The following is a 24086-nucleotide window of genomic DNA, read 5'->3' on the forward strand; positions in this document are numbered from 1 at the left end:
GCGTGCCTTCCCGCCAGCGCGCCAACGCTGGTCTTGATCAGAATTCGGATTCCTTGCAGATCATCTTCCGGGAAGGCACGCCCGCCCGGGATCCACAGGTTCTGATCATTGCTCTCGCGACCCCGATGGTCACGACTATCTCTCTCCAGAATTTTTTGATGCTAACCATCAATGGGTTGTGCACAACTGCATCACTCTTTTCGAGTGCCTCAAACGTGGGGGTCTCCTCGACTCCGAGGCGCAGCCACAGGGCTCCGAGAGTTGTGAATATGGCGAGAAGGAAGGGGATCCTCCATGCCCAAACGAAAATTTCTTCCTGAGTGAATACGGCTGACAGGACACCAATCGCTCCCGAGCTAAGCAATAGACCTCCAGCTGTACTTACCTGCTGCCAGCTTCCGTAGAGGCCGCGGTGCGCGGGCGGGGCCGACTCAACCATAAAGATGGCCGAGCCAGATGATTCGCCTCCAGCTGCGATGCCCTGGAGCAGGCGGAGAATTGTAAGTAGGATAGGCGCAGAAATTCCGATGGAGGCCTGGGTTGGCAGCACACCAATAAGTACCGTGCAAATACCGATGAGCAGGACTGAAGTAACGAGAGCCAAGCGCCGGCCGTAACGGTCTCCAATGTGGCCAAACAGCACGGCGCCCAGTGGCTTCGTGAGGTAGCCGGAGGCGAAGACGGCAAAGGTTAAGATCAACGCGCCGGTTCCGTTGTCAGAAAAGAAGAGCTTGGCGAGGATAACCGCCGAATAGCCATAAATCCCGATGTCATAACCCTCCAAGACATTACCGGCTGCGGCGGCGATGGCGGCACGGCGAGAGTGGGTACGTACCGACTCAGACTCGAATTTGGACAGTGTTTGTTTCATTGGTCAGTCTTCCTTCTCTAATAGGCGGAGGGTGAGAATGTCGAACTTCTCCATGTGTCTAATTCGCGATCACTGATGCATCCGACCACTTGAAGCGAAGTTGTGTCGAACACGCGACGGCATGTCGCGTCGCAGAAGCTTTTTGTCTCGCTCGAGAGCATTTTCACGTCGAAGGTCAATCTCTCTTCCTGGGGGAGATTGACCTGGCGCTGCATTCCAGTTGGAGCATGATGGCCTGTGGGCCACTGCCCTCTGTTAGGCAGAGAGTGACTCTGATGGGTGCTATCCACTCGCTCGTCGTTCGTCAATGGTTCCGCTCAATCCGGGCTTCGCAGCTCGTGGCGGTCGCCCGCCTACTCGATCGCGTTGACGCTGGCCAGGCGGCCCAGTGGAGCCGTGGAGAGCCAATGTCGAGTAGGCGCACGGATGTTGGTATGGCGCCTGGCAGCCAGCCGGTTGTGGTTGCTGTTGTATCGGCGTGTATTCACGTCAACCAAGGCGTACCAATCGGGATGGGCTCGGCGGGCCCCATCAGCAGCTGGCGCACAACGAGCGTCAACCGACGACCGGGATGTCGACGGCGATCGCGGGCGTTCAACTTGTCACCGGCGTTGAATCACGGATCCCTCTTGACAGAAGGCTTCTCTGTGTGACAGAAATGGCAGATACTCGCCCCATAGGCGAGCCAGTTGCTTTGATCAGGAGGCTTGAGTTGAACACAGACCTGTCCGTGAACTACATATCCGTCGGCGGAATCAGGACGCGCTATATCGATCAGGGCGAGGGTCCGGTCATCCTCCTGATCCACGGTGGCCACTCGGGTATGAGCATGCCGGGCGGCGGGGATGGTTGGGCTCCCGTCATCGCTCCTCTGGTCGACAAGGGCTTCCGCGTCGTGACCTTCGACAAGCTGGGGCAGGGAGAGACTGACCTCGCGCCGACGCATGCCGAGTGGACGTTCGATGCGGTGGTCAAGCACGCCAGGGGCTTCATCGACGCTCTGGGACTCGAGGACATGATTCTGGTCGGGCACTCGCGCGGTGGCCTGCTGGCGAGCAAGCTCGCTCTTGACATGCCGGAGTCGACCAAAGGTCTCTTCATCGTGTCGAGCGCGACGCTCGCTGGCACCGACGCTAAGTTCCGCGACGTTGAGTTCTACGACGCGATCACGCGTTCGCTTCCGGCGGACGCGTCTCCGGAGGAGATCTGCGGAGCCTACTTCCGTGCGCTGTACGTGACCCCGGTGCCGCAGGAACAAATCAATGCGGCCGCCGCTAAGTACGTCAAGGAGAACCACCAGAACGCCCTCAAGACCTACCCGATGGTTGAGAAGAAATACTGGGAGCCGAGTCTTCAGGCGGCGAAGGACGACATCCGCGCTCGCCTCTTCGCCGGCGAGGTCAATATTCCCGTCGAAGTCGTCTGGGGCCGCGACGATCGCTCGGCGCCGGTTGACCTGGGCATCGCCTTCTACCAGAAGCTCGCCCTCGTCTCGGAGACCACGAGCCTGCACATCCTGGGAACCGCGGGCCACAACGTCTTCGCGGAGCGAACCGAGGACTTCGTTCGAATCCTGGCGGACTACGCAGGCCGTCGCAGCGCCAGCTATGCGACGCGTCGTTGATGGTGATCCTGGGGAACTATCCCGCTTGACGGGGTCTTCGAGTCCGTGCCGGATTGGCGCAGCGCGCCCAGATCGTGCTGCTGGCTTCGGCGTGCGAGTCGAACACCGCGATCGCGGACAAACTGGCCTGTATCTCTTGAAGTGGCCCCCCTGTTCGTGTCCGGTTTCCGGCGACCACGGTGGGCTCTGGGAGAGGGGCCGAAGACAGCGGCGGTTTTCGGCTGGGCGTGATGTGCCCGTGAAAGAGATCGCGGCGCCCGTGGCTCCGTCCTCCCCGGACGAACCCGGTTGAGGGAATTGTTGCCCGGGCTGGTGTGCCGGTTGCGCTCAGCGCGCCGGGCCGGCCCGGCGCAGGCGCCGGATGACGCACAAGCGCGGGATCCTTCGGCGGGCGACAGCCGCAGGGCGGCCCGCATTGGGGCATGGCGGTCCTCCCGCGGGGTGGATTCTACCCCTGATTCCGCTCCCCCTTCCACGGGCCACTGGCTGGCCCCGCCAGAGGGGGCGGAGGAAGAAGCGGTCCCCATCGTGGAAGCCCTCGGCTGCGGCCGGTTCTGGGTCTGAGATCGGTGCCGGGCGGGGCTCACACTGGCCGGGCCTTCAGATCGGACTTGGTCATGCGGAAGGACGCCTCAACCTGCCACAGGTCGTGATACGCGCCGATCACCGCTGCTGCGGACATCTTCTCGGCGCCGGTGACCTTCAGGAACCTCGCCTTCTTCAGCGGCGTGCTGCCCGGGCAGGGACTGGGGAATTAACGGTGTATCCGGCTCGACACGCCGGGGCGGCAAGCCTGGCGGGAAGGAGCCCGATATGGCCGCAACACTTGAGGCTGTGCCGAGTACGAAAACCGTTGACGAACTGACAGAGAAATCCGAGGCCGAGGCTGCCCGCGAGCTGGTCAGGATGGCGAGGGAGCAGGGGCTGTCCCTGGCCGGTCCTGACGGACTGCTCAAGCAGCTGACCAAGACCGTCATCGAAACCGCCCTGGACGAGGAACTGACCGAGCACCTCGGTTATGAACGGCACGACACGGCGGCGAAGGATACTGCCAACTCGCGCAACGGAACGCGGTCCCAGACCGTGCTGACGGAGACGACAGGCCCGGTGCAGATCGACGTTCCGCGGGACCGGGAGGGGTGCCGATAGGCCCTGCTGCGAAGGTCCCGTGCTGCGTTGGCGCCGAGGATCAGCCCCCGATATACGGGGCGGTTTCTAGTGAACGTTGCGAATTAGATGTGTTTGCATCCGGTGTCCTAATCGTTGCATGGCTGCCCGTGGCGAGCGGTCGTTGAGACATGCTCGGGGCCTGTCGTTGAGTCCGTCGCAGACGTCATCGAGCTGGTCTAACTCCACACGTTCAGGTCCGTGCCCTTTGGAAAGTACTGCCGGAGCAGTACGGGGTCGCTTTAAGGGCCCTTCGCAGTTAAGCATGGTTGATGTCTCGGCCGGGCAGGGGCACTGACGGTCGGTGTTGTTGAAACCAAAGACCGGGCCGTGGAGAACGCGGCCTTGAAAGCTGCCGTTTCGTATTTGGCTGCGTCGATCGGGAGGTGCGCCCGGGCTTGTAGAGCCGCAGACCGTCCGTGCCGCAGGCCCATTCCGGTGGCGGACGGTGTGAGGTGTGTCAAGGATGTGAGACAGTCGGGTAGTTTCTTTTCGGTCAGGCAGCAGCGGGAAGCGGCTGGTTTCTGGTTGTGAAGTTGGCCATTGCTGTCGCGGGCGGCAGACCCTCGTTGTTGGTGTGAGGGCGCCAGCGGTTGTAGAACACTTCGATGTAGCGCATGGTCGCCCGTCTGGCGTCCTGGCGGGTGGTGAAGCTGTGGTGATGGTAGAACTCGTTTTTCAGGGATGAGAACAGCGATTCTGCGACTGCATTGTCCCAGCACACCCCGGTGGCGCCCATGGATTGGCGGATCTTGTTTCCTGCGCACCAGGCGCCCATTTCCCGGGAGGTGTACTGCGTTCCGTGGTCGCTGTGAAAAATGGCGTTGGGGCTCAGGTGGCCGCTGTCCCTGGCCATCGTCAGGGCTCCGGTAACCAACGAGGCGCGCATGTGCTCAGCCATGGCCCAGCCGACGACCATGCGGGTGCACAGGTCAATGACAGTGGCCAAATACAGCCACCCTTCGCCGGTGCGCAGGTAGGTAATATCGCCCACCAGACGCGTTCCAGGGGCTTCTGCAGTGAAGTCCCGGCCGATGAGGTCCTCGAAGACTTTATCCGGATCCGAGGCGATCGTGGTGCGCTTGAACGCTCTCATCCGCTTTGCCGCCCACCCGTTTTCGGCCATGATCCCCGCGACAGTGCCCACCGAAACCTCGATGCCGGCGGCGGCAAGTTTCGCATGGACCATGCGGTGCCCGAAGATCCCGTCGGAGGAATCGAAGACGGTCTTCACCTGATCCGTCAGTTCCCGGCGGCGCAGCGCAGTCGGGGTGTCGCCGGCGTCCAGCCGCCGGTAATACGTCGCCCGTGGGAGACCAAGCTGGCGGCACATCCAGGCCACCGGGAAGTCGGCGTTCTTCTCCTGAACAACTCGGTACAAGTCCTCTACCGTTGTTCTTTGGCGAAGAACGCCGAAACTTTTTTCAGGAAATCGTTCTCCCTCTCCAGCTCACGCATCCGTGCTTCCAACGCCTTGTATTTCGCAGGATCCACCGGATCATCCGGTTTCCCCCCACCGCCTGGTTGCCCCTCACGGGACACCCGCACCCAGCGTTTCAACGCGGTGACGGAAATGCCGAGCTCCGGAGCGACAGAAGCCGGCGAACGGCCAGATGAAACCACGAGCTCAACGGCATCAGCCTTGAACTCATCGGAATAGGTAGGTCGAGCAGACATGAGCACAATCCTTTCAAACTGTGTCTCACATCAGTAGTACACCTCAGTGTGCCTGCGGCGCGGACGATCTGCGGCGGGACGAACCACCCGAGACTCCCCTTCCGTCGTACCGGAAGCACTCCGAAAAGACCAGGACTTTGAACAACCTGAAGGACAGACCCATGACCACAAACTCCTCAGATCTGGCCCTCACGGTCGCCGTCACCCACCGTGGCGCTGGAAAAGAAGCCTTCGCGCACCTAACGCGGGGTGAATCCCTGGCCATGATTCCGCCGTTGATCCTCGAACTTTCCGGCAGGATCAGCCGCCGGGCTGCGCTCCTAGAGGCGTCATCAATCGACGCGGCCCACAGTTCCGATGACCTGGCCGCCCTCGCCTGGATTCAGCAATCCCTGGAAGATGTTGAAGCCACCATCATGGGACTGTCGGAGGTAAACCGCCGCCGTTCTGCAGCGTTCCACGGTCCTGCCCCTTCTTCTGCCGGAAGCCTTGGTCCCCTAGGTTCCGCCGGGGCCGCCGGGATTTGGGCCCTGGCTTGATCATGCCGGCGGGCTGCCGCTCCTCCGTTCCGTCCCAGGGACATTTGGCGTGTCCCAAAGTACTGATCACCGCCCTCAGATTAAGGATTTGACCATGCACGCAGCACCCGGTTGTCTCGTCGTCGCCGTTCACACCCGAAAAGAACTGGACGCCGCCCTGGATGAAGCGGTGGATCTGCTGAAGCCGGCGGCGATGGCTGAACACGTCGGCATCTCGGTGGCCCGCCTCGCCCCGGGCCGCTATGAAGCGCGCCTGGACAGCGACGTTCCACGCGGTGTGACACTCGAAAGGTGGGGGAGCGGGCTGCGATGAACGGACAGCAGAGCGATCTCTCCGGCGCGCCGGCTGGCAGCGTTTTTAGCATGGTCTGCCCCGCCGCCCGCCAGGCCGGCTGTTCCCTGCGTACGGCGGCTCTCGGCGCAGCGCCGGGGAGGAATGGGTTGAAAGAGTCGCTGACAGAATGCGAAATCGAAGTCTTCCTGTCCCTGGCCCGCGGGCACCGCATCGCTGTGAGGGATCATGAAACCGGGGCATTGTGGTACGGGCGGGTTGACATGACGTTTCCGGAACACGGATTTGTCTGGGTCATCACGGACGTCGGTGAGCGGAAGTTGCTCGACGTTGGCGTGCACACAATCTGGCGGCCGGAGGAGTCCGGCGCCTGCGGCCGCGTTCGCCGGGAAGCCGGTCGCCTTGGGCCTTCGACGATGAGCAGGGTGAGGGCCGTCTGACGCCGGGGGCAGGGCGTGGCCGCATGCAGCTGCGGCGTGGTGCGGCAGGAAAGAGGTCAGGGCCTCTTTGAATTGGTCGCGACCAAGCAACCAATACCCAAAAGAGACCCTGACATGAATAACTCTATGTCGTGTTCCGGTGGCCGCTGGTGCACGCGCGCGGATGCGCTGCTCGGTGTCGAGGGCGTCCGCGTCAGCTCCGTCACGGCAACCGGTACCGGCCTGCTTCTGGGCGTCGAAACCGGGGAGAACGTCACCGGCTGCGCCGACTGCGGCGTCATCGCGGTCGGGCATGGACGCCGCCAGGTCCGTCTCCATGACATTCCCTGTTTCGGCCGCCCGGTGCGGCTGCTGTGGGCCAAACGTGTCTGGCGGTGCCCGGACCCGGACTGCCCGAGAACGACGTTCACAGAGGAGCACCCGCTGGCAGGACCACGGGCGAAGCTCACCGCCAGGGCCGCCGGGTGGGCGACCGATGCGCTCCAGCATTTCGACACCTCGGTCTCCGCCTTGGCCCATCAGCTCGGCGTCTCCTGGCACACCGTCTGGGACGCGGTCAGGATCGAAGCCACCCGGCGGATCGCATCGACCGGCCGGCTGACCGGGGTAGATGCGCTCGGGGTCGATGAGCATGTCTGGTCCCACACCGGCCCGCCCGGAACCGGCATGGTCACCGGGATCGTGGACCACACCCGCGACCCCGCGGGGGTGGTGCACGCCAGGTTGCTTGACCTGGTTCCGGGCCGGTCGGGGAAGGCCTATGCGGACTGGCTCAAAGAACGCGGCGCAGGGTTCACTGCCGGGATCAAGACCGCCGCGCTGGATCCGTTCCGCGGCTACGCGAACGCGATCCGTGACGAGCTGCCCGAAGCCATCGCCGTTCTGAACGCGTTCCATGTCGTGAAGCTCGGCTCGGCCATGATCGACGAGGTCCGCCGCCGGGTCCAGCAGGACACCCTGGGACACCGCGGCCGCAAGGGCGACCCGCTCTACGGAATCCGTCGAACCCTGCAGATCGGCGCCGAACACCTCACCGACAAACAAGCCGCCCGGCTCGATGCTAAGCTCAGCGCCGGGGATCACGGCCACGAAGTCACCCTGGCCTGGCAGTGCTACCAGAAGCTCCGCAACATCTACCACGCCCGCCCGGAGCGGGGCCGGGAACTCGTCAACGAAGTAATCACATCATTCCCGACCTCCCCATCCCGGAAGTCGCCCGACTCGGGCGGACACTCAATGGAAGACAGCGATCCTAGCCTACTTCGACACCCACGGCGCTTCCAACGGACCCACCGAAGCGATTCAATGGCGTCATCGAAACCACCCGCCGAATCGCCCGCGGCTTCCGCAACTTCACCAACTACAGACTCAGATGCCTACTGGCCGCCGGCGGCCACCGCCCCTACCGGAACAAACAGACCAACCATGCCTAAACGCGAAGCCGCTTTAAGTCTTCTAGACCAGGCGCCCCTGGAGTTCTTCTGCGGCTGCCCGGAGCATGCCCCCGAGGTCGCTGCGAAGCTCCTCCGACATGCGGTGGGCCGGCACAGATACGTTGATTCCGTAGACAGTGCCGCTTGGGCCGGCAACCGCGGCGGCGACCGATGTCACCCCGTCTTCGCTCTCTTCGCGGCTATTTGCGTAACCCCTGTGCCGGATTTCGTCGAGCTCCCTTTCAAGGTCCGACCTGGAGGTAATTGAGTTGGTAGTCAGCTTGGGGAGTTCCTGCCCTGGGTACAGATTCCGCAGCTGCTTCTCACCGAGGAGGCTCAGCATCGCTTTACCAGTCGCAGTGCAGTTTGCTGGCAAGGTGAGGCCCTGGCGGGAACCGACGCGGACCGCTCGCCTGCTTTCGATGGCGTCGATGAATTGGACGTCAGTCCTCTCAAGCCTGGCGAAGTGGACGGTTTCTCCCGTTTGTTCGAAGATCCGCTCGAGGACCGGCCGGGCCAGTGTCCGGATGTCCACCTGCCGTCTGATCGCAAAGGCAATCGAGCTCAGCGCCTGCCCAGGTTCGTAGGCCCGGGTCGCCGGGTTCTGCCGAACGAAGCCACGGTAGAGAAGCATGCCCATCAGCCGGTGCGCCGTCGACGACGCCACGCCCAAGTAAGTGCTGGCATCGGTCAGCCTGATGCTGGGCTGGGTTTCGAACAGCAGGAGCAGCCGCAGGGCGTTATCAACAGACTCGATGGGGTATTGCGGCGGCGGACCGTATTTGGATCCGTCTTCTGTCTCTGTCGATCGCATGCCTTGTATCGTACCCAGCGTCGGCGGGACTGTCGGCACTGCCGCGCTGGCCGGCTTCATGGGCTGACGCTCAGCCGGGCGAGCTCGTGTCGCCAGGCGGTCGCGATGTTGAACGGCCCTCCGAGATCTGGCAGCTCCGCCATGTCGGGACCGGGAAGGTCGTGCAGCTGCCCTCCGGCTGCTGTGATCTGAAGCGACAGGCCTGCCAAGGTGTTTACGCTGATGGCTTGGAGGACCGCCTGCTCCATCGTCGGCGCCGCGCTGGTGAGGCCGTGTCCGCGCAGCAGCACCACGGGCCGATCGCCCATGGCGTCGAGCATTTCCGCTGCGAGCTCGCGGTTTCGCACGAGCACTCCTCTGGGGTAGACGGGTATTCCGTCTGCCGCCAGGCGGGTGCCCGGGATGTCGAACGCCCCGACGATCGGCCGGATAGCGAGCCCTGCCAAGTCGGCGGCCACGACCTGCGGGGGGGTATTGCGGCGGCGGACCGTATTTGGATCCGTCTTCTGTCTCTGTCGATCGCATGCCTTGTATCGTACCCAGCGTCGGCGGGACTGTCGGCACTGCCGCGCTGGCCGGCTTCATGGGCTGACGCTCAGCCGGGCGAGCTCGTGTCGCCAGGCGGTCGCGATGTTGAACGGCCCTCCGAGATCTGGCAGCTCCGCCATGTCGGGACCGGGAAGGTCGTGCAGCTGCCCTCCGGCTGCTGTGATCTGAAGCGACAGGCCTGCCAAGGTGTTTACGCTGATGGCTTGGAGGACCGCCTGCTCCATCGTCGGCGCCGCGCTGGTGAGGCCGTGTCCGCGCAGCAGCACCACGGGCCGATCGCCCATGGCGTCGAGCATTTCCGCTGCGAGCTCGCGGTTTCGCACGAGCACTCCTCTGGGGTAGACGGGTATTCCGTCTGCCGCCAGGCGGGTGCCCGGGATGTCGAACGCCCCGACGATCGGCCGGATAGCGAGCCCTGCCAAGTCGGCGGCCACGACCTGCGGGGGGGGTATTGCGGCGGCGGACCGTATTTGGATCCGTCTTCTGTCTCTGTCGATCGCATGCCTTGTATCGTACCCAGCGTCGGCGGGACTGTCGGCACTGCCGCGCTGGCCGGCTTCATGGGCTGACGCTCAGCCGGGCGAGCTCGTGTCGCCAGGCGGTCGCGATGTTGAACGGCCCTCCGAGATCTGGCAGCTCCGCCATGTCGGGACCGGGAAGGTCGTGCAGCTGCCCTCCGGCTGCTGTGATCTGAAGCGACAGGCCTGCCAAGGTGTTTACGCTGATGGCTTGGAGGACCGCCTGCTCCATCGTCGGCGCCGCGCTGGTGAGGCCGTGTCCGCGCAGCAGCACCACGGGCCGATCGCCCATGGCGTCGAGCATTTCCGCTGCGAGCTCGCGGTTTCGCACGAGCACTCCTCTGGGGTAGACGGGTATTCCGTCTGCCGCCAGGCGGGTGCCCGGGATGTCGAACGCCCCGACGATCGGCCGGATAGCGAGCCCTGCCAAGTCGGCGGCCACGACCTGCGGGGGGTGGGCATGCACAACGGAGTTGATATCCGGGCGCCGCCGCAGCAGCTCGGTGTGCAGAGGCAGCTCGTTGGGGACCGTGTAGCCGCTGTCGAGCTCGCCTTCGGCGGCGGGATTGCCGTCGAGGTCGACCAGCCGGATGTCGTTGGCTTCGGTGTGCGCGAGGCCACGCTCCTTGGGACCCCTGCAACGGACCAAGAGCTCGTTCTCCCCCGTTCGCGCACTGATGTGGCCGAGGATTCCGTCGGCGAGGCCGCGGCCGGCCAGGACCCGGCAGGCCATTGCGATGGCCTGCCGTTGCTCTTCGTGGACCACCGGCGGCTGACTTCCCCGCATCAGAGTGCCGCCGTCGGCCGGGGCTCGAGCAGGAGCTCGAGTTTGTCGCGCAGTTCCTGCACGCCGATCCCTGATCCCATGCCGCGGCGGCAGGCAAGCAGGGCCTTCGGCCAGTTCACGATCGCGGCACCGTACAGTTCCACTCCGTCGGTGGTGTAGAGCGCTGCGAACCGACCGTGCAGCTCAGGGTCTCCGATGAGGACATGGTCGGCGTTGCCTCCCACGCGACCGACGACCTGGATTTTCCAGTCGTGCTGGTCGCTCCAGACGTATTCAACCGGTGTGTACTCGCGGGGACTGTCCGGATGGGTGATGTTGTGGGCGACGCATGAGGCTTGCTCAACCGCGTTTGTCCAGTGCTCGATCCGGATGTCCGCACCGTGCTTCTGATGCCGCCAGCGCGCCACGTCGCCGACGCCATACACGTTCGGGGCGTCCACAGCCCTGCAGAACTCGTCCAGCACGACGCCGTTGTCCACCAGCAGTCCCGAGGAGGCCAGCCAGGCGTCGTTGGGAACCGCGCCGATCCCGATGAGAACGGTGGCGGCTTGTACTGTCTGGCCGTTGGTAAGCCTGACGCTGAAGGACCCGTGCTCGCCCTCAATGGCCTCGACTCCGGTGCCAAAGATCGTGGTGACGCCGTTGTTGCGGTGGAGTTCTCCAAACAGCTGTGCGATTTCGGCGTTGAAGATGCGGCTCATTGGTATGGGCATCGGGTCGATGACTGTCACTTCCAGACCGAGCGTACGTGCCGTCGCGGCTGCTTCGGCACCGATGAAACCGGCGCCGATCACTGCCAGTTCCCCGCCTTTGAGGAGGTCGGCGCGCAGTTTCCGGGCATCGTCCAGGGAACGGAGCACGTGGATCCCGGGCCGTTGGCCCCAGGGTGAGGGTCGGGCAGATGCGCCCGTGGCGATCACAAGGTTGTCGAAGTGTAGGGGTTCGTGGTCCTGGAGGTACAACAGGTTTCCGGCGACATCGATGCCTGTGGCGGCGTGCCCGAGCAGCAGCCGGATGCTGGCTTCCTCCGCCTGCTCGCGGGTAAGGAGGCGGATGGACGACTCCTCTGCTTTGCCGGAGAGGACGGATTTGGACAACGGCGGCTTGTCGTACGGGAGTTCCGTCTCAGCACCGACGAGGACGATGTCGCCTTCATACCCCTCCAGGCGCAGGGACTGGGCAGCACGCACGCCGCCGGTTGAGGAGCCGACGATAACTGTGGTCGTGTTCATCAGTCCTCCACTACTAGGGCGGACACCGGGCAGCTGCGGGCAGCCTCGGTGACACGGGAACGCTCGGCCTCGGGAACTTTGGTCCTGAGGAGAACAACGATTCCGTCGTCATCCAGATCAAAGTAGTCGGGTGCCCCAACGACGCAGTTGGCGTAGCCCTGGCAGGCTTGCAGATCTGCTTTTACGGTAGGCATTGTCAATCTCCTTGGCCTCTAGATGTTGTTTTTGTTCTGGGGCGGCTGCTCGTCCTCGGTGACAAGCGGCCCGAACGGATGCCCGATCATGGCCGAGAAGGTTGCCGGCGCCTGCCAGGTGAGGGCTTCCAGCTCCAGGGGGCACAGGGACACCCACTGGCCGGAGCGCGGGGACTTGATCATCAGCCGCGAGCCGTTCCGCGTCTCGACGCGGCTTACCTGGACTTCGGAGAATTCGTTGGCGATCACGATCGGAGCGCCGTTGACCCGTGCTTCCAGCCGGTCGCGCTCCTCCGCCGCTCGAATGGCGGCAAGGCGGTCCTCCTCTTCGCCTTCCCATTCGAGTTTCATAGGAATATGGCCAGATTCTGCATCCGGATGACCGCCTCGTCGACCATGATGGTGCGGCGGGCGAGCTGCCAGCCGGAGCCGGTGCGGCGCAGCAGATCCTCCCTGCCTGCCGACACGGTCGCGGCCTCGCGGACGTCGCCCCGGCTGCGGAACAGCAGGACCGCCGAATCCACGATGATCTCATCCGGGTTACCGGTACGGAACGTCCGGACGTTGGTGACGTAGTGGCGCAGCCGCGACGGAGGGTCTTCGGTCCAGGCGTGTTCCGTGGCGAAGCGCGCCGCCCTGCGGCTCAGCGAGTACTTGTTTTCATCCATGTGCGCCATCCCGGGAGACGTGCTGTAACCGGCCCCGAGGGCAGTGGTCACCCTCACCGGCATGAGATAGTGCACGTCGTCCGTGAGGCGGCTCAGCCACTCGTCGTACTCCTGTGCGTCGAGCAAATAGGATTCATCGACAAGCCACTTGTGGGCTTGCAGATGAAGTTCATCATTGAACGGCAGGGAGTCACCCGTCCTCTGAGTACGGGGGGCGTGCCCTCCCAGCACCGACTGCTCCGAGAGAGATTTGTTGCTGCGTTCGGTTACGGCTTCAATACCCACGGCTAGCCCTCCTTCGAAACGGTCATTGCCGGGGCGTGCCCGTTGTGCTCAGCGGGAGCCGGGAAAGAATCCGGGGTGTCAGACGGACAGTCCTGCACCGGATTGCTGCCGACGTGCACCTGGGCCGCTTTTTCCATCGGTCGTTCAAGATGGTTGGCCCATCGCAGGAGCAGTTCACGCTGGTTGTATTCGCTGTATCCGACGCGGGTCGAGCCGGGGCCGGAGTACTGCTCGGGGGTCAGGGGTTCGACGACGTTCTGTCCGTTTTCCAGCATGCCCATGCGGCTGTTCAGCAGCAGGCGCCGTGCCATCGGGCCGCCGGCGGTGCTGGTCAAGGAAACCCAGTTTTCCACGTCGTCCTGCTCGAACATGCCGCCGCTGCCAAAGCACATGAGATAGGCCTTGTAGGAAAGTGCCTTAAACTCTTCGGGCGCGTTCTTGTCGACGGCGAACCACGATACGATCTCGGTCTCGTCTTCACTGATTGGCTGCCACTGCCGGATGGAGATGAACGGGAGCACTTCATCGGAGTCTTCTTCGACCCGTGGCCAGTTGTGCACGAAGCTCATGTTCGGGAACACCGACGCCGCCGACACCATGAACCCGTCCTTGCCCACGACGTCGAGCTGCTCCTGGCTCCACTGCTCTTTCATGCGGGCGATCATCTCGTCCGGGTAGCCCACGTAGCGGAGGCGGTCCTCCAGGCTTCCTTCGGGAAGCTTGTAGGTAGTTCCGCCGCCGTTGCCGGCCCAATAGGTTGTCCCGTCCTTGCGCTTTTCCGCCTTTGGTTCGCGGAACAAACCAATTTCGACGACGGAGGTGTGGGTCTGGGGGGTGTGATACATGTCGCCGGCGAAGTTTTCGGCTCCGATTTTCCAGTTGGCCTTGACCCGCCACCGCTGCGGCCCGCGCAGTTCAATCCCGCCGGAGCTTTGCTTCGTGTAGTAGTCCATGTAGAACTTGAAGTCACCCAGGAAGTCCTCCAACGGCTCTGCGTCAGGATCCAGGCTGACGAAGATAAGGCCGTTGTAGATGCCCAGGGAAGGAGCAGGCAGCAACGTCTGCCCCTGCTTCTTGAAGCCCTCTTCGCCGCCGTATGCCTCTTTGTGGAAGGGCAGTCCGACTATGCGGCCGTCGTTACGGTAGGACCACCCGTGGTACGGGCAACGGAAGTGGGAAGCGTTTCCCATCTCCGTGCGGCAGACCTGCATGCCGCGGTGAAGGCACATGTTGAACAGTGCCCGGATTTCTCCATGTTCATCACGGGAAATGATGAATGAGTCTTCCAGGACGCGGCGCACCACGTAGTCGCCAGCTTCGGGCACCTCGGATTCGTGGGCGACGAAAAGCCAGCTGCGACCAAAGACCCGCTCCTTTTCAAGCTCGAAGATCTCTTTGTCGTTGTAAATGTGTGCAGGGATCATGCCCTGCCGTACATCCTGAATCACGCCGCTGTGGTCAGTCATTGATGGATCTCCTTGTCCGGGCCGGCAAGACGCCAGTCATCTCTGGTAATCAGAGATAGTTTCTTTTAGAAAGAGAATGACTTAAAGTGTGGCGTTCGTCAAGCCCCCGACGAGACTCATCTAAAGTGCTCGCGAAAGAGGAATAGTCAAATCCTGTGGATCGGGGGTCGTCAGGCGACCTCGGACACCGGAGTGTCGGGCGAGGGTTCCGGGGTGATGTCGACCGGCCGTTCGAGGAGCTTGCCCTTGTGGAACAGCGCGCCCGCTCGCACCAGTGCGACCAGCTGCGGTGCGTTGACCGCCCGCCACCGCGACTGCGCGGCCTCGATCAGCTTGTAGGCCATCGCCATCCCCGCCGCTCGTGAACCCGGACCCTTGGTCACCCTGGTCCGAAGCCGCACCGTCGCAAAAGTCGATTCGATCGGATTCGTCGTACGCAGATGCACCCAATGCTCGGCCGGATACCGAAAGTACTCGAGCAACACATCGGCGTCATCGACGATCTTCTTCACTGCCTTCGGATATTTCGCACCGTAGTCCTGTTCGAACGCCGCGATCGCGATCTGCGCCTTGTCGATGTCCTCGGCTCCGATGATCTCCTTCATCGCCGCCAACGCGCCGGGATGCGCGGACTTCGGGAGTGCTGCAAGGACGTTGGATTGCTTGTGGAACCAGCAGCGTTGTTCGCGGGTGTCGGGGAACACTTCCCGCAGTGCCTTCCAGAATCCCAGCGCGCCGTCCCCGATCGCGAGCACCGGGGCCCGCATTCCGCGGCGGCGGCAGTCCCGCAGCAGATCGGCCCAGCATTCGGTGGATTCGCGGTAGCCGTCGGCCAGGGCGACGAGTTCCTTACGTCCGTCGGCCCGCACCCCCAGCATGACCAGCAGACAGAGTTTCTCCTGCTCGAGCCGCACCTTCAGGTGGATGCCGTCGACCCACAGGTAGACGTAGTCGACTTGCGAGAGATCCCGCTGTCCGAAGGCTTTCGCCTCGTCCTGCCACTGCGCGGTCAGCCGGGTGATCGAGGCCGGCGACAGGCCGGCACCGGAGCCGAGGAACTGCTCGAGGGCGGGCCCGAAGTCGCTGGTCGACAGGCCGTGCAGGTACAGCAGCGGCAACACCTCGGACACTTGGGTGGACCTGCGGGCCCAGGCCGGCAGGATCGCCGACGAGAACCTCTTACGCTGGCCTGTCTCGGGATCGATGCGCTTGTCGTTGACCCGTGGCGCCTTCACCGTCACCGCACCGGCGGCGGTCATCACGTCGCGTTCGGTGTGGTAGCCGTTGCGTACGACGAGGCGGTGGCCGTTGTCGTCGACTTCACCGGCGTGCCGGGCGATGTAATCGGCGACCTCGGCCTGCAGGGCTGCGGCGAGCATCTGCCGGGCACCGTCGCGAACGATCTCATCGAGCAGCGACCGGCCTGCACCGGCGGCGTCGCCGGCCTCGTTCGGGTCTCGGCCTTCGTGTACTACCGTGAGCACGGGCGTGCCTTCCCGCCAGCGCGCCAACGCTGGTCTTGATCAGAATCCTGTTTCGTCAAAGATCATCATCCGGGAAGGTGCGTCCTCCCGGGATCCACAGGTTCTGATCATTGCTCCTCGCGAAATGGGGTGCGTGCCTAATACGAAAGTAAGGTGGGTCAGGCTGCCTCCTGGTTACTTAAGGTGACGTTGTAGCCGAGTTCTTGGAGGCGGCGGATGGCGTTGTTCTTGGTGCGGGTGGGGTCCTTTTTGGTAAAGAAGTCGGATCCTGGGTCGTGGTAGCACTCGCCGTCCGCGAGCATGTGCCAGACGGCGGTGAGGATGGAGTGTTGGGTGGCGACGATGGCTTTCATCTTGCCGCGGCGCACAATGAGTCTCTTATAGCGTGCCCCGAGGTAGCTGTTCTTGGGGTTTCTGGAAATCGACAAGGCCGCGACGCCCAGAGCGCCCTTGAGATAGCGGTTCCCAGGTCGGGTCCTGGTGGACTTTGCCCGGCCGGCAGACTCGTTGGATCCTGGGCTTAGGCCCGCCCAGGATGCGAGTCGGCCCGGGCTCTGGAAGGAGCTCATGTCTGCCCCGGTTTCGGCGATGATGACATCGGCCACGAGGGTGGAGACCCCGGGAATGGTAGCTAGAAATTCCCGTGCCGTTTGAAAGGGTTCCATCGCCTCGTTGATGCGGGTGGTGAGTTCCTCGACGCACCGAGTGATGGAATCGATGCGTTCCAGATGCATGTTGCAAAGATAAGCATGGTGCACCTCGAAGCGTCCGGTCAGCGCCTCTACGAGCTCGGGAACCCGCACGCGCATGCGCCCCCGAGCCAGGTCAGCCAACACCTGCGGATCCCGCTCACCCTTGATAAGTGCCTTGAGCATGGCCCGGGAGGAGACACCCATCAGGTCCGAAACATGGTCCGAGAGCTTAAGGCCGGTAGACTCCAGAAATTTCTCCAGTCGTTGGACTTCCCGGGTCCGGTCCTGGGTGGCGATGGTTCGTGCCCGGGTCAAATCCCGAAGTACGCGGATCGGTTGAGGCGGGACAAAACAAGGGCGCAGCAGCCCGTGCGCACCGAGCTGAGCTAACCAGGAAGCGTCGGACACGTCAGTTTTTCGCCCGGGAATGTTGCGGGCCGCCTTCGCATTGACGAGCATCACTGGCAGGAGGTCCTCCATCAGGTAGTAGAACGGCTTCCAGTAATCACTGGTTGCCTCCATGACCACCGTGGTGACCTTCGCGGCGACCAGCATGTCCCGCAGGGCGAGGATCTGATTGGTGGTGGAACCCCAGGTGGTGACCTCGGTGGAAAAAGTCCCGGCACGCTTGCCCGGGGACCGGATGGCGACCTTCGCGTCACCCTTGGAAATATCAATGCCCGCGGCACGTTCATGAACCAAGTCCACGGGACACCTCCTAACCTGCTTGTTTCAATGGGTGGTGATGCCTGCCATGTAGAGGGTGGAATTAAATCAGGACTCTAATACTCGTGCTCACAGCAACAATCCACGGTTCCCGTGGAACCCTCCGCACCACGCTCATTTACGGGCCAAACAACAGCACCAAGGAACGACCGGCGTCGGACACGGCAGACACCACCATCATCCCGCTGAGCCATCCGATTCACCAGAGGCAAGGTGCGTCAAGAGGGACTTTCGACACCCACGGCGCGCAGCGGCGCTGGCACGCTCATTTGGGAAATGCTCGCGAAATCTCTGGTGCATGGTCGGGTGCTTTGGTGTGCTGGAGGGATGTATGGGTTGACGTTGTCTGCGCGCAGGGAAATCACTAAGAAGGAAGCCGGCGCGTATGTGGCGGCGTCGAAGAAGGCCAAGGGCGAGATCCTGGACCGGTTGGTGGCGGAGGTGGGCTGGTCGAGGGCGAATGCCCGGCGGCAGCTGGGCAGGGCCTTCAAGCGGCGGGGCCCGGCCCGTATGGAGGTGCGCAAGCCGAGACCGCCGACGTATGGCTATGACACGGTGAAGGTGCTCCAGCAGGTCTGGGTCGTGGCTGGGCAGCCCTGCGGGAAGTACCTGGCCGCGGTCATGGGCACCACACTGGCCAACATGGACGCCCATATCCGCGCTGGCGCTTTCGGGAGGGTGCGGGCCCGTTACAGCCCCGCAGTGCATGACCAGTTGCTGGCGATGAGCGCGGCAACGATCGACCGGCTGCTGGCACCGTTCAAGCTCTCGATGTATCCGGACGGGAAGTCCACGACCAGGTCGCGGCGGAACCAGTACACCGAGTCGATCCCGATCATGTCCCGCATCCCGGATATTGACTGGCAGCCTGGCCTGGTTGCCATCGATACGGTCGCGCATTGCGGCAACAATGCCAAAGGCCAGTACGCATTCACACTGACCGCCACGGACGTGTACACCGGCTGGACCAGCAACCGGGCGATCAAGAACAAAGCCGCCAAATGGGTGGTCAAGGCGATGGATGAAATCCTGGACGAATTCCCATACCCCATCGACCACATCCATAGCGACAACGGCTCTGAATTCCTCAACGATCCGGTCACTACCTGGTGCAATGCCCATAACATCCGCATGACCCGGTCCCGGCCCCACCACTCCAACGACAACCCGTTCGTGGAGCAGAAAAACGAGGCCGTCGTCCGCCGCTCGGCGTTCAACTACCGCTACGACACCGATGCTGAATTGGGGCTCCTGAACGAGCTCTGGCCGCTGGTGAACCTGCGCAAAAACCTGTTCCTGCCCACCAAGAAAGTCACCGGATATCACCTGAGCCGCAAGGGGAAGTCAGTGCGCAGCTACGACGACCCGCGGACCCCGGCAGACCGGATCAAGGACACCGGGATCATGCTCGAACCCCAACGTCACTACCTGGACGAGCTCTACGCCAGTCTGGACCTGGCCGGCCTGACGAACCGGATCAACGAGATCCAGCAGCGACTCATCCGGCTGGCCGCCGCCAAGACCTACTCCCAAGCACCCCACGCAGCATGAGACTTTCGCGAGCACAATAGATGAGGCACGCAGGAATCATTTGGCGAGCATCTTGACATGAGGCACCACGGCCCCAGTCGGCCGAGTGGCCGAGGCCCCGCCGGACCGCGTCCGTTGGCCGGGATTCAGTGACCGTTTTCCGCAGCATCTGAGTCCCGCGCAGCAGTTTCGCCCATATCCAGGCGGGCCAGATCGTTCATGTCGTCGGCGGTCAGGGTGAAATCGAACGCAGAGATGTTCTCTCTCAACCAGACGGGGTCCGAAGCCTGCGGGATGGGCACCAGGTCCTGCTGAATGTGCCATCGCAGCAGGACCTGGGCAGGTGACCTGTTCAGACGGTCGGCGATGGCCACCACAAGGGGGTTCGCACGCAGTCCGGATTCACGGCCGATCGGGCTCCAGGATTGGGTGAGGATTCCCAGCTCCCGGTGGACCGCACGCGGTTGTGTGCGCGCCAGAGCAGGACTTAGCTGAATCTGGTTGACGTCCGGAACGACTCCGGTCGCTTCGATGATTTTCCTCAGGTGGGCCGGCTTGAAGTTGGAGACGCCGATGGCCTTGACGGCGCCTTCCTCTAACAGGGTTACAAGGCCTTTCCATGCCTCCGCATACGCGCCAAGCGCCGGCACCGGCCAATGGCACATGAACATGTCCAGATAGTCGACCCTAAGCTTCCGCAGGCTTTCGTCGTACGCCCGACGGACGCCGTCGACGCTGTGGGACTCCTTGTTGAACTTGCTGGAAATAAAGAGTTCCGCCCGCGGGACGCCGGCGGTTCTGATGCCGCGGCCCACGGCTTCTTCGTTGCGGTATTGAACGGCCGTGTCGACCAGCCTGTAGCCGGTCTGCACGGCACAGCGGACGGCTTGCTCGCATTCGGCGTCCAGCATCGGCCATGTTCCGAGGCCGATCCGCGGCATACTGTGTCCGTTCAGCAAGGGCAGCCTTGAGGTCGCACCTGGTCTCGGAGCCGTACTCGTTTCATTTATCATCGGAGGGCCTCGTCTTTCGGATCTGTCGATAGTTTGCTAAACGGCTGAAGCCTCAGCTCTTTATGTTTGGGCCATCACGGGTGCGGTCAGCTCAAGGTAGGCGTTTGCCTCCTGCAAGCCAACGCCGCCGCCACACTTGTTGTCGATGTCGAACAGACTGGCCAGATGCGGCAGCTCGGCACGGTCGCCGTAATCCAGCAAGTGAAGCACAACGCATAACTGCTGTCCAGATGTTAATTCCGTTCAGCAGAGAACTGGCGAGATCTGCCGGTGTGGCAGTGGTAGCCGCCCGCCCAGCGCCGTCTGGCCTGTAATCCTCGCCAGTGGGGGCCATTAAACGCATCGCCATGAGATAGCTTCGGATAGGGCCAAGCCTCCCGGAGACCGCCTCCCTTTTGAAGAAGAGCGACCCGGGCCATGTCGAGGCGTTGGCCCGGGCTTTGTCCGTGCTGAAGGCCTATCAGCAGCCAGGACAGGCCATTGTCGGTCTCGGATGTTGCCGAGTTCGTCGGGATCGCCAGGACCGCGGCGGGGCGATTCATCCTCACCCTGGAATACCTGGGTTATCTGTCCTACGACGCCAGTGGCTATTCCTTGCGGCTAGCAGTGCTGGAGATCGGGGATGCCTATCTGCTGAGCCATAAGCTGCTGGCGGTGGCCCATCCGCACCTTGAGCAATGATCAGAACCTGTGGATCCCGGGCGGGCGTGCCTTCCCGGAAGATGATCTGCAAGGAATCCGAATTCTGATCAAGACCAGCGTTGGCGCGCTGGCGGGAAGGCACGCCCGTGCTCACGGTAGTAGACAACAACGACGACTCCAACGAGACCCGCAATGCGGCCGGTGCGGGCCGGTCGTTGCTCGACCAGATCGTCCGCGACGGTGCCCGGCAGATGCTGGCCGCGGCGTTGCAGGCCGAGGTCGCCGACTATGTAGCCCGGTATGCCGGTGAGGTCGACGAACACGGCCACCGACTGGTGGTCCGCAACGGATACCACGCCGAACGTGAGGTCGTGACCTCGGCGGGTGCGGTGGCGGTGAAGGCGCCCCGCGTGAACGACAAGCGGATCGACCCCGATACCGGCGAGCGCAAGCGGTTCTCCTCGGCGATCCTGCCCGCCTGGGCTCGCAAGTCCGAGCAGGTATCGGAGGTGCTGCCGCTGCTGTACCTGCACGGCCTGTCAACCAGTGACTTCGGGCCGGCGCTCGAACAGTTCCTCGGCACCGGCGCCGGACTGTCCGCATCCTCGATCACCCGGCTCACGGCCCAGTGGCAGGACGAGGCGAAGGCCTTCGGCACCAGGGACCTCTCGCAGGTCGACTACGTGTACCTGTGGGTCGACGGCATCCACCTGAAAGTCCGGCTCGAGCAGGAAAAGCTCTGCCTGTTGGTGATGCTCGGGGTGCGGGCGGACGGCCGCAAGGAACTCGTCGCCCTGGCCGACGGCTACCGAGAGTCCACCGAGTCCTGGGCGGACCTGCTGCGGGATTGCCGCCGCCGCGGGATGCGCGCGCCGGCGCTCGCGGTCGGGGACGGAGCTTTGGGATTCTGGCGGGCACTGCGGGAGGTGTTCCCCGCCACCCGCGAACAACGCTGCTGGTTCCACAAACAAGCCAACGTTCTTGCTGCACTCCCGAAATCGGCGCATCCGGGTGCGTTGGCGGCGATGAAGGAGATCATCGGGGCCGAGGACATCGACAAGGCGCAGTTGGCGATCGCAGCGTTCGAACGTGACTACAGCGCGAAGTACCCGAAAGCGGTGAAGAAAATCGTCGATGACGCCGACGTGCTGCTCGAGTACTTCCGGTATCCCGCCGAGCACTGGGTGCATCTACGCACCACGAACCCGATCGAATCGACCTTCGCGACGGTTCGGCTTCGGACCAGGGTGACCAAGGGCCCGGGATCACGGGCGGCGGGCATGGCGATGGCCTACAAGCTGATCGAAGCAGCGCAGTCGCGGTGGCGGGCGGTCAACGCACCACACCTGGTGGCGTTGGTGCGGGCCGGCGCAGTGTTCCACCAGGGCAAGCTCCTCGAACGTCCGGTCGACATCACCCCGGAACCATCGCCCGACACCCCAGTGTCCGAGGTCGCCTGACGACCCTCGATCCACAGGATTTGACTATTTCTCGACGCCACTTCCGGCTTACGACAAGACGGCATTCCTCAAGGAGGTCTATCTGCCGGAGGAGCGATACGAACGTTTGCGCTCTCTGCTGGCGCGGAAGAAGAGCGTCATCCTCGCTGGCCCGCCCGGTGTCGGGAAGACCTTCGCCGCAAAGCGCCTGGCATACTCGATCATGGGGGTGAAGGATCCGAGTCGGGTCCAGATGGTCCAGTTCCATCAGAGCTACTCGTACGAGGACTTCATGATGGGATACCGGCCCACCGAGACCGGTGGTTTCACGCTCACTGAAGGGCCGTTTTATCGCTTCTGCGAGAAGGCCCGCGCCGACGACACCGACCGGCCGTACTTCTTCATCATCGACGAGATCAACCGCGGCAACATCTCCAAGATCTTCGGCGAGCTGCTCATGCTCATCGAAGCCGACAAACGCGGACAAGACCTCCGACTGTTGTACAAGAACGAGACGTTCTCCGTCCCCACCAACGTCCACATCATCGGCATGATGAACACCGCCGACCGCAGCCTTGCCGTCCTGGATTACGCACTGCGTCGTCGCTTCGGATTTTTCGAGATGACCCCGGGCTTCCACTCTGCCGGATTCACCCGTTGGCAGCAAGACGCTGGAAGTCCCACCCTCGACCGCCTCGTCGAAGTGGTCATCGACCTCAACAAGACCATCGCCGACGACCCCGCACTCGGCCAGGGCTTCGCCATCGGACACAGCTTCCTCTCCAGCCCTCCAGAAGGCGCCACCGACGATGAATGGCTGTACTCGGTGGTCGAGGACGAACTCATCCCCCTTCTCGACGAGTACTGGTTCGACGAGCCGACCACGGCCGAGGAGTGGGCCAGCAGGCTCAGGGCCGCCGTCGCATGACCGAGAGGTCCATCGCTATCCGTAACGTGTACGTGATGATGGCCTATGCCTTTCGAGCGATCCGCAGCGAAGGCAACGACCGAATCGCGGCCGAGGCCTTCGACCATCTTCACGATCTGTTCGCGGAAATTCTCGTGCGTGGCGTCGGCACACAGGTCAAGCGCGGTCTTCATCGCGACTACCTGCACCGCAGCGAAGCGCTCGCCACCATTCGCGGACGTATCGATATCACTCGCACCGCAGCCACTCGCTCTACGTTCCGAGGAAGGCTGGTGTGCGAGTTCGACGAGTACGAGCTCGACACGCCCCACAACAGGGCGCTGAAGTCGGTCATCGTCCTACTCCTCCGCCACGGTGATGTCGCCGCGCCCCGCCGGGCTGCGCTGCGTCGGCTTCTGCCATACCTGGACGCGGTGACGCTGATCGCGCCGACATCGATCCGCTGGCGCACGCTGACCTACCACCGCGCCAACGCCACATACCGGCTGTTGCTCGGTGTCTGTGAACTGATCGTCCGCGGGCTCCTCCCCACACAGGATGCCGGAAGCACCAAGCTCACCTCATGGGTCTCGGACGACGCGATGAGCAGCTTGTATGAACGATTCCTGCGCGAGTACTACATCGTCCACCACCCCGAACTCTCCCCCACCGGCTCCACCGTCAAGTGGGACTACGACGATGCAGGCGCACTCGGAGCCGAACAGCTCCCGGCAATGCGCACCGATGTCACACTGCGGCGTGGACACCGGGCACTCATCATTGATGCGAAATATTACGGCCGATCGATGCAGGCCGGGATGTGGGGCAAGCCGACTGTCCACTCGACCAATCTGTACCAAGTATTGACGTACGTGAAGAACGCCGACGTGAACCGCGACGGCTCGGTCAGCGGGCTATTGCTCTATGCGCGTACCGAAGCACCTGCGCAGCCCGGACTGGACGTCGTCGTCCAAGGCAACCGCATCGGCGCTCGAACACTCGACCTCAACCGTCCATGGAACGAACTCAGCACTCAGCTCGAAGACATCGTCACATGGCTTCAGAACTAACACATTGTTCCTACAAGGACGTAATGC

The 24086-nt window shown here is 63.1% G+C and carries 23 protein-coding genes and 5 pseudogenes; 11 read left to right on the plus strand and 17 right to left on the minus strand.

The window, feature by feature from the left end; all coding sequences use genetic code 11:
• Nucleotides 1-37: 37 nt before the first annotated feature.
• Nucleotides 38-871 carry an MFS transporter gene (locus ACNQR1_RS35920; RefSeq protein ID WP_052773276.1) on the minus strand — a complete coding sequence of 278 codons (834 nt, stop codon included), beginning with the start codon at nt 869-871 and terminating at the stop codon, nt 38-40.
• 712 nt (nt 872-1583) lie between these two features.
• On the opposite strand from ACNQR1_RS35920, the gene ACNQR1_RS35925 reads away from it, so the two are divergent.
• Complete coding sequence (locus ACNQR1_RS35925; protein ID WP_157894438.1) at nt 1584-2495, plus strand: alpha/beta fold hydrolase; 912 nt, start codon at nt 1584-1586, stop codon at nt 2493-2495.
• Between the two features lie 586 nt (nt 2496-3081).
• Here ACNQR1_RS35925 and ACNQR1_RS35930 read toward each other — a convergent pair.
• A pseudogene (locus ACNQR1_RS35930) lies at nt 3082-3231 on the minus strand (IS1634 family transposase); the annotation flags it as partial.
• Nucleotides 3232-3308: 77 nt separating this feature from the next.
• On the opposite strand from ACNQR1_RS35930, the pseudogene ACNQR1_RS35935 reads away from it, so the two are divergent.
• Nucleotides 3309-3635 (plus strand): annotated as a pseudogene (locus ACNQR1_RS35935) (transposase); the annotation flags it as partial.
• A gap of 523 nt (nt 3636-4158) precedes the next feature.
• Here the strand turns inward: ACNQR1_RS35935 and ACNQR1_RS35940 are convergent.
• On the minus strand, nt 4159-5043 hold the full coding sequence (locus tag ACNQR1_RS35940) for an IS3 family transposase (protein ID WP_082901982.1): 885 nt from the start codon (nt 5041-5043) through the stop codon (nt 4159-4161).
• A 5-nt stretch (nt 5044-5048) separates the two neighbouring features.
• Nucleotides 5049-5339 carry a transposase gene (locus ACNQR1_RS35945; RefSeq protein ID WP_047040760.1) on the minus strand — a complete coding sequence of 97 codons (291 nt, stop codon included), beginning with the start codon at nt 5337-5339 and terminating at the stop codon, nt 5049-5051.
• A gap of 161 nt (nt 5340-5500) precedes the next feature.
• Here ACNQR1_RS35945 and ACNQR1_RS35950 point away from each other — a divergent pair, with 161 nt between their 5' ends.
• The 4 genes and pseudogenes from ACNQR1_RS35950 to ACNQR1_RS35965 form a co-directional block, all read left to right on the plus strand.
• Nucleotides 5501-5878, plus strand: a complete 378-nt coding sequence (locus ACNQR1_RS35950) for a hypothetical protein (protein WP_047040757.1) — start codon at nt 5501-5503, stop codon at nt 5876-5878.
• Between the two features lie 94 nt (nt 5879-5972).
• Nucleotides 5973-6191 carry a hypothetical protein gene (locus ACNQR1_RS35955; RefSeq protein ID WP_047040755.1) on the plus strand — a complete coding sequence of 73 codons (219 nt, stop codon included), beginning with the start codon at nt 5973-5975 and terminating at the stop codon, nt 6189-6191.
• A complete protein-coding gene (locus tag ACNQR1_RS35960; protein ID WP_156525812.1) occupies nt 6188-6610 on the plus strand; it encodes a hypothetical protein in 423 nt (140 codons plus the stop codon). The genes ACNQR1_RS35955 and ACNQR1_RS35960 overlap by 4 nt, the downstream gene beginning before the upstream one ends.
• A gap of 126 nt (nt 6611-6736) precedes the next feature.
• A pseudogene (locus ACNQR1_RS35965) lies at nt 6737-7798 on the plus strand (ISL3 family transposase); the annotation flags it as partial.
• 267 nt (nt 7799-8065) lie between these two features.
• Here ACNQR1_RS35965 and ACNQR1_RS35970 read toward each other — a convergent pair.
• The 11 genes and pseudogenes from ACNQR1_RS35970 to ACNQR1_RS36020 all read right to left on the minus strand — a co-directional run bounded on the left by ACNQR1_RS35970 (nt 8066) and on the right by ACNQR1_RS36020 (nt 17440).
• The gene (locus ACNQR1_RS35970) at nt 8066-8857 is read right to left on the minus strand and encodes an IclR family transcriptional regulator (protein WP_047040750.1); all 792 of its coding nucleotides are present in this window, start codon (nt 8855-8857) and stop codon (nt 8066-8068) included.
• 56 nt (nt 8858-8913) lie between these two features.
• Nucleotides 8914-9327 (minus strand): annotated as a pseudogene (locus ACNQR1_RS35975) (class II aldolase/adducin family protein); the annotation flags it as partial.
• Between the two features lie 111 nt (nt 9328-9438).
• Nucleotides 9439-9858 (minus strand): annotated as a pseudogene (locus ACNQR1_RS35980) (class II aldolase/adducin family protein); the annotation flags it as partial.
• Between the two features lie 106 nt (nt 9859-9964).
• Nucleotides 9965-10711 carry a class II aldolase/adducin family protein gene (locus ACNQR1_RS35985; RefSeq protein ID WP_047040748.1) on the minus strand — a complete coding sequence of 249 codons (747 nt, stop codon included), beginning with the start codon at nt 10709-10711 and terminating at the stop codon, nt 9965-9967.
• Nucleotides 10711-11943, minus strand: a complete 1233-nt coding sequence (locus tag ACNQR1_RS35990; protein WP_047040745.1) for an NAD(P)/FAD-dependent oxidoreductase — start codon at nt 11941-11943, stop codon at nt 10711-10713. Before ACNQR1_RS35990 ends, ACNQR1_RS35985 begins: the two co-directional genes overlap by 1 nt.
• Nucleotides 11943-12137 (minus strand): ferredoxin, encoded by a 195-nt coding sequence (locus ACNQR1_RS35995; protein WP_047040743.1) that lies wholly within the window; start codon nt 12135-12137, stop codon nt 11943-11945. The genes ACNQR1_RS35990 and ACNQR1_RS35995 overlap by 1 nt, the downstream gene beginning before the upstream one ends.
• Before the next feature lie 18 nt (nt 12138-12155).
• Nucleotides 12156-12488: a hypothetical protein gene (locus ACNQR1_RS36000; RefSeq protein WP_047040740.1), complete on the minus strand. Its 333-nt coding sequence runs from the start codon at nt 12486-12488 to the stop codon at nt 12156-12158.
• A complete protein-coding gene (locus ACNQR1_RS36005) occupies nt 12485-13084 on the minus strand; it encodes a 3-phenylpropionate/cinnamic acid dioxygenase subunit beta (protein WP_095795377.1) in 600 nt (199 codons plus the stop codon). The genes ACNQR1_RS36000 and ACNQR1_RS36005 overlap by 4 nt, the downstream gene beginning before the upstream one ends.
• 8 nt (nt 13085-13092) lie before the next feature.
• On the minus strand, nt 13093-14556 hold the full coding sequence (locus ACNQR1_RS36010; protein ID WP_047040736.1) for an aromatic ring-hydroxylating dioxygenase subunit alpha: 1464 nt from the start codon (nt 14554-14556) through the stop codon (nt 13093-13095).
• A 170-nt stretch (nt 14557-14726) separates the two neighbouring features.
• Nucleotides 14727-16040, minus strand: coding sequence for an IS256 family transposase (locus tag ACNQR1_RS36015; protein ID WP_047040733.1), 1314 nt, complete (start codon nt 16038-16040; stop codon nt 14727-14729).
• A 158-nt stretch (nt 16041-16198) separates the two neighbouring features.
• On the minus strand, nt 16199-17440 hold the full coding sequence (locus tag ACNQR1_RS36020; RefSeq protein WP_047040730.1) for an IS110 family transposase: 1242 nt from the start codon (nt 17438-17440) through the stop codon (nt 16199-16201).
• Between the two features lie 231 nt (nt 17441-17671).
• On the opposite strand from ACNQR1_RS36020, the gene ACNQR1_RS36025 reads away from it, so the two are divergent.
• On the plus strand, nt 17672-19009 hold the full coding sequence (locus tag ACNQR1_RS36025) for an integrase catalytic domain-containing protein (RefSeq protein ID WP_131721949.1): 1338 nt from the start codon (nt 17672-17674) through the stop codon (nt 19007-19009).
• 125 nt (nt 19010-19134) lie between these two features.
• On the opposite strand, the gene ACNQR1_RS36030 is transcribed toward ACNQR1_RS36025, so the two are convergent.
• Nucleotides 19135-20001, minus strand: coding sequence for an aldo/keto reductase (locus ACNQR1_RS36030; RefSeq protein ID WP_047040723.1), 867 nt, complete (start codon nt 19999-20001; stop codon nt 19135-19137).
• Nucleotides 20002-20061: 60 nt separating this feature from the next.
• Nucleotides 20062-20202, minus strand: a complete 141-nt coding sequence (locus ACNQR1_RS36035; protein ID WP_156525811.1) for a hypothetical protein — start codon at nt 20200-20202, stop codon at nt 20062-20064.
• A 258-nt stretch (nt 20203-20460) separates the two neighbouring features.
• Between ACNQR1_RS36035 and ACNQR1_RS36040 the strand changes: the two genes are divergently transcribed.
• From ACNQR1_RS36040 to mcrC, 4 genes are all read left to right on the plus strand, one after another.
• A complete protein-coding gene (locus tag ACNQR1_RS36040; RefSeq protein ID WP_080989707.1) occupies nt 20461-20682 on the plus strand; it encodes a helix-turn-helix domain-containing protein in 222 nt (73 codons plus the stop codon).
• Nucleotides 20683-20789: 107 nt separating this feature from the next.
• On the plus strand, nt 20790-22103 hold the full coding sequence (locus tag ACNQR1_RS36045) for an IS256 family transposase (protein ID WP_019344575.1): 1314 nt from the start codon (nt 20790-20792) through the stop codon (nt 22101-22103).
• An 82-nt stretch (nt 22104-22185) separates the two neighbouring features.
• Entirely contained in the window at nt 22186-23010 is an 825-nt protein-coding gene (locus ACNQR1_RS36050) for an AAA family ATPase (RefSeq protein WP_374244209.1), read from the plus strand.
• A complete protein-coding gene (mcrC, locus tag ACNQR1_RS36055; RefSeq protein ID WP_242663677.1) occupies nt 22977-24059 on the plus strand; it encodes a 5-methylcytosine-specific restriction endonuclease system specificity protein McrC in 1083 nt (360 codons plus the stop codon). Before ACNQR1_RS36050 ends, mcrC begins: the two co-directional genes overlap by 34 nt.
• Nucleotides 24060-24086: the final 27 nt, after the last annotated feature.

This window comes from Mycobacterium sp. 48b (genome assembly GCF_048282725.1).
Lineage (GTDB): Bacteria > Actinomycetota > Actinomycetes > Mycobacteriales > Mycobacteriaceae > Mycobacterium.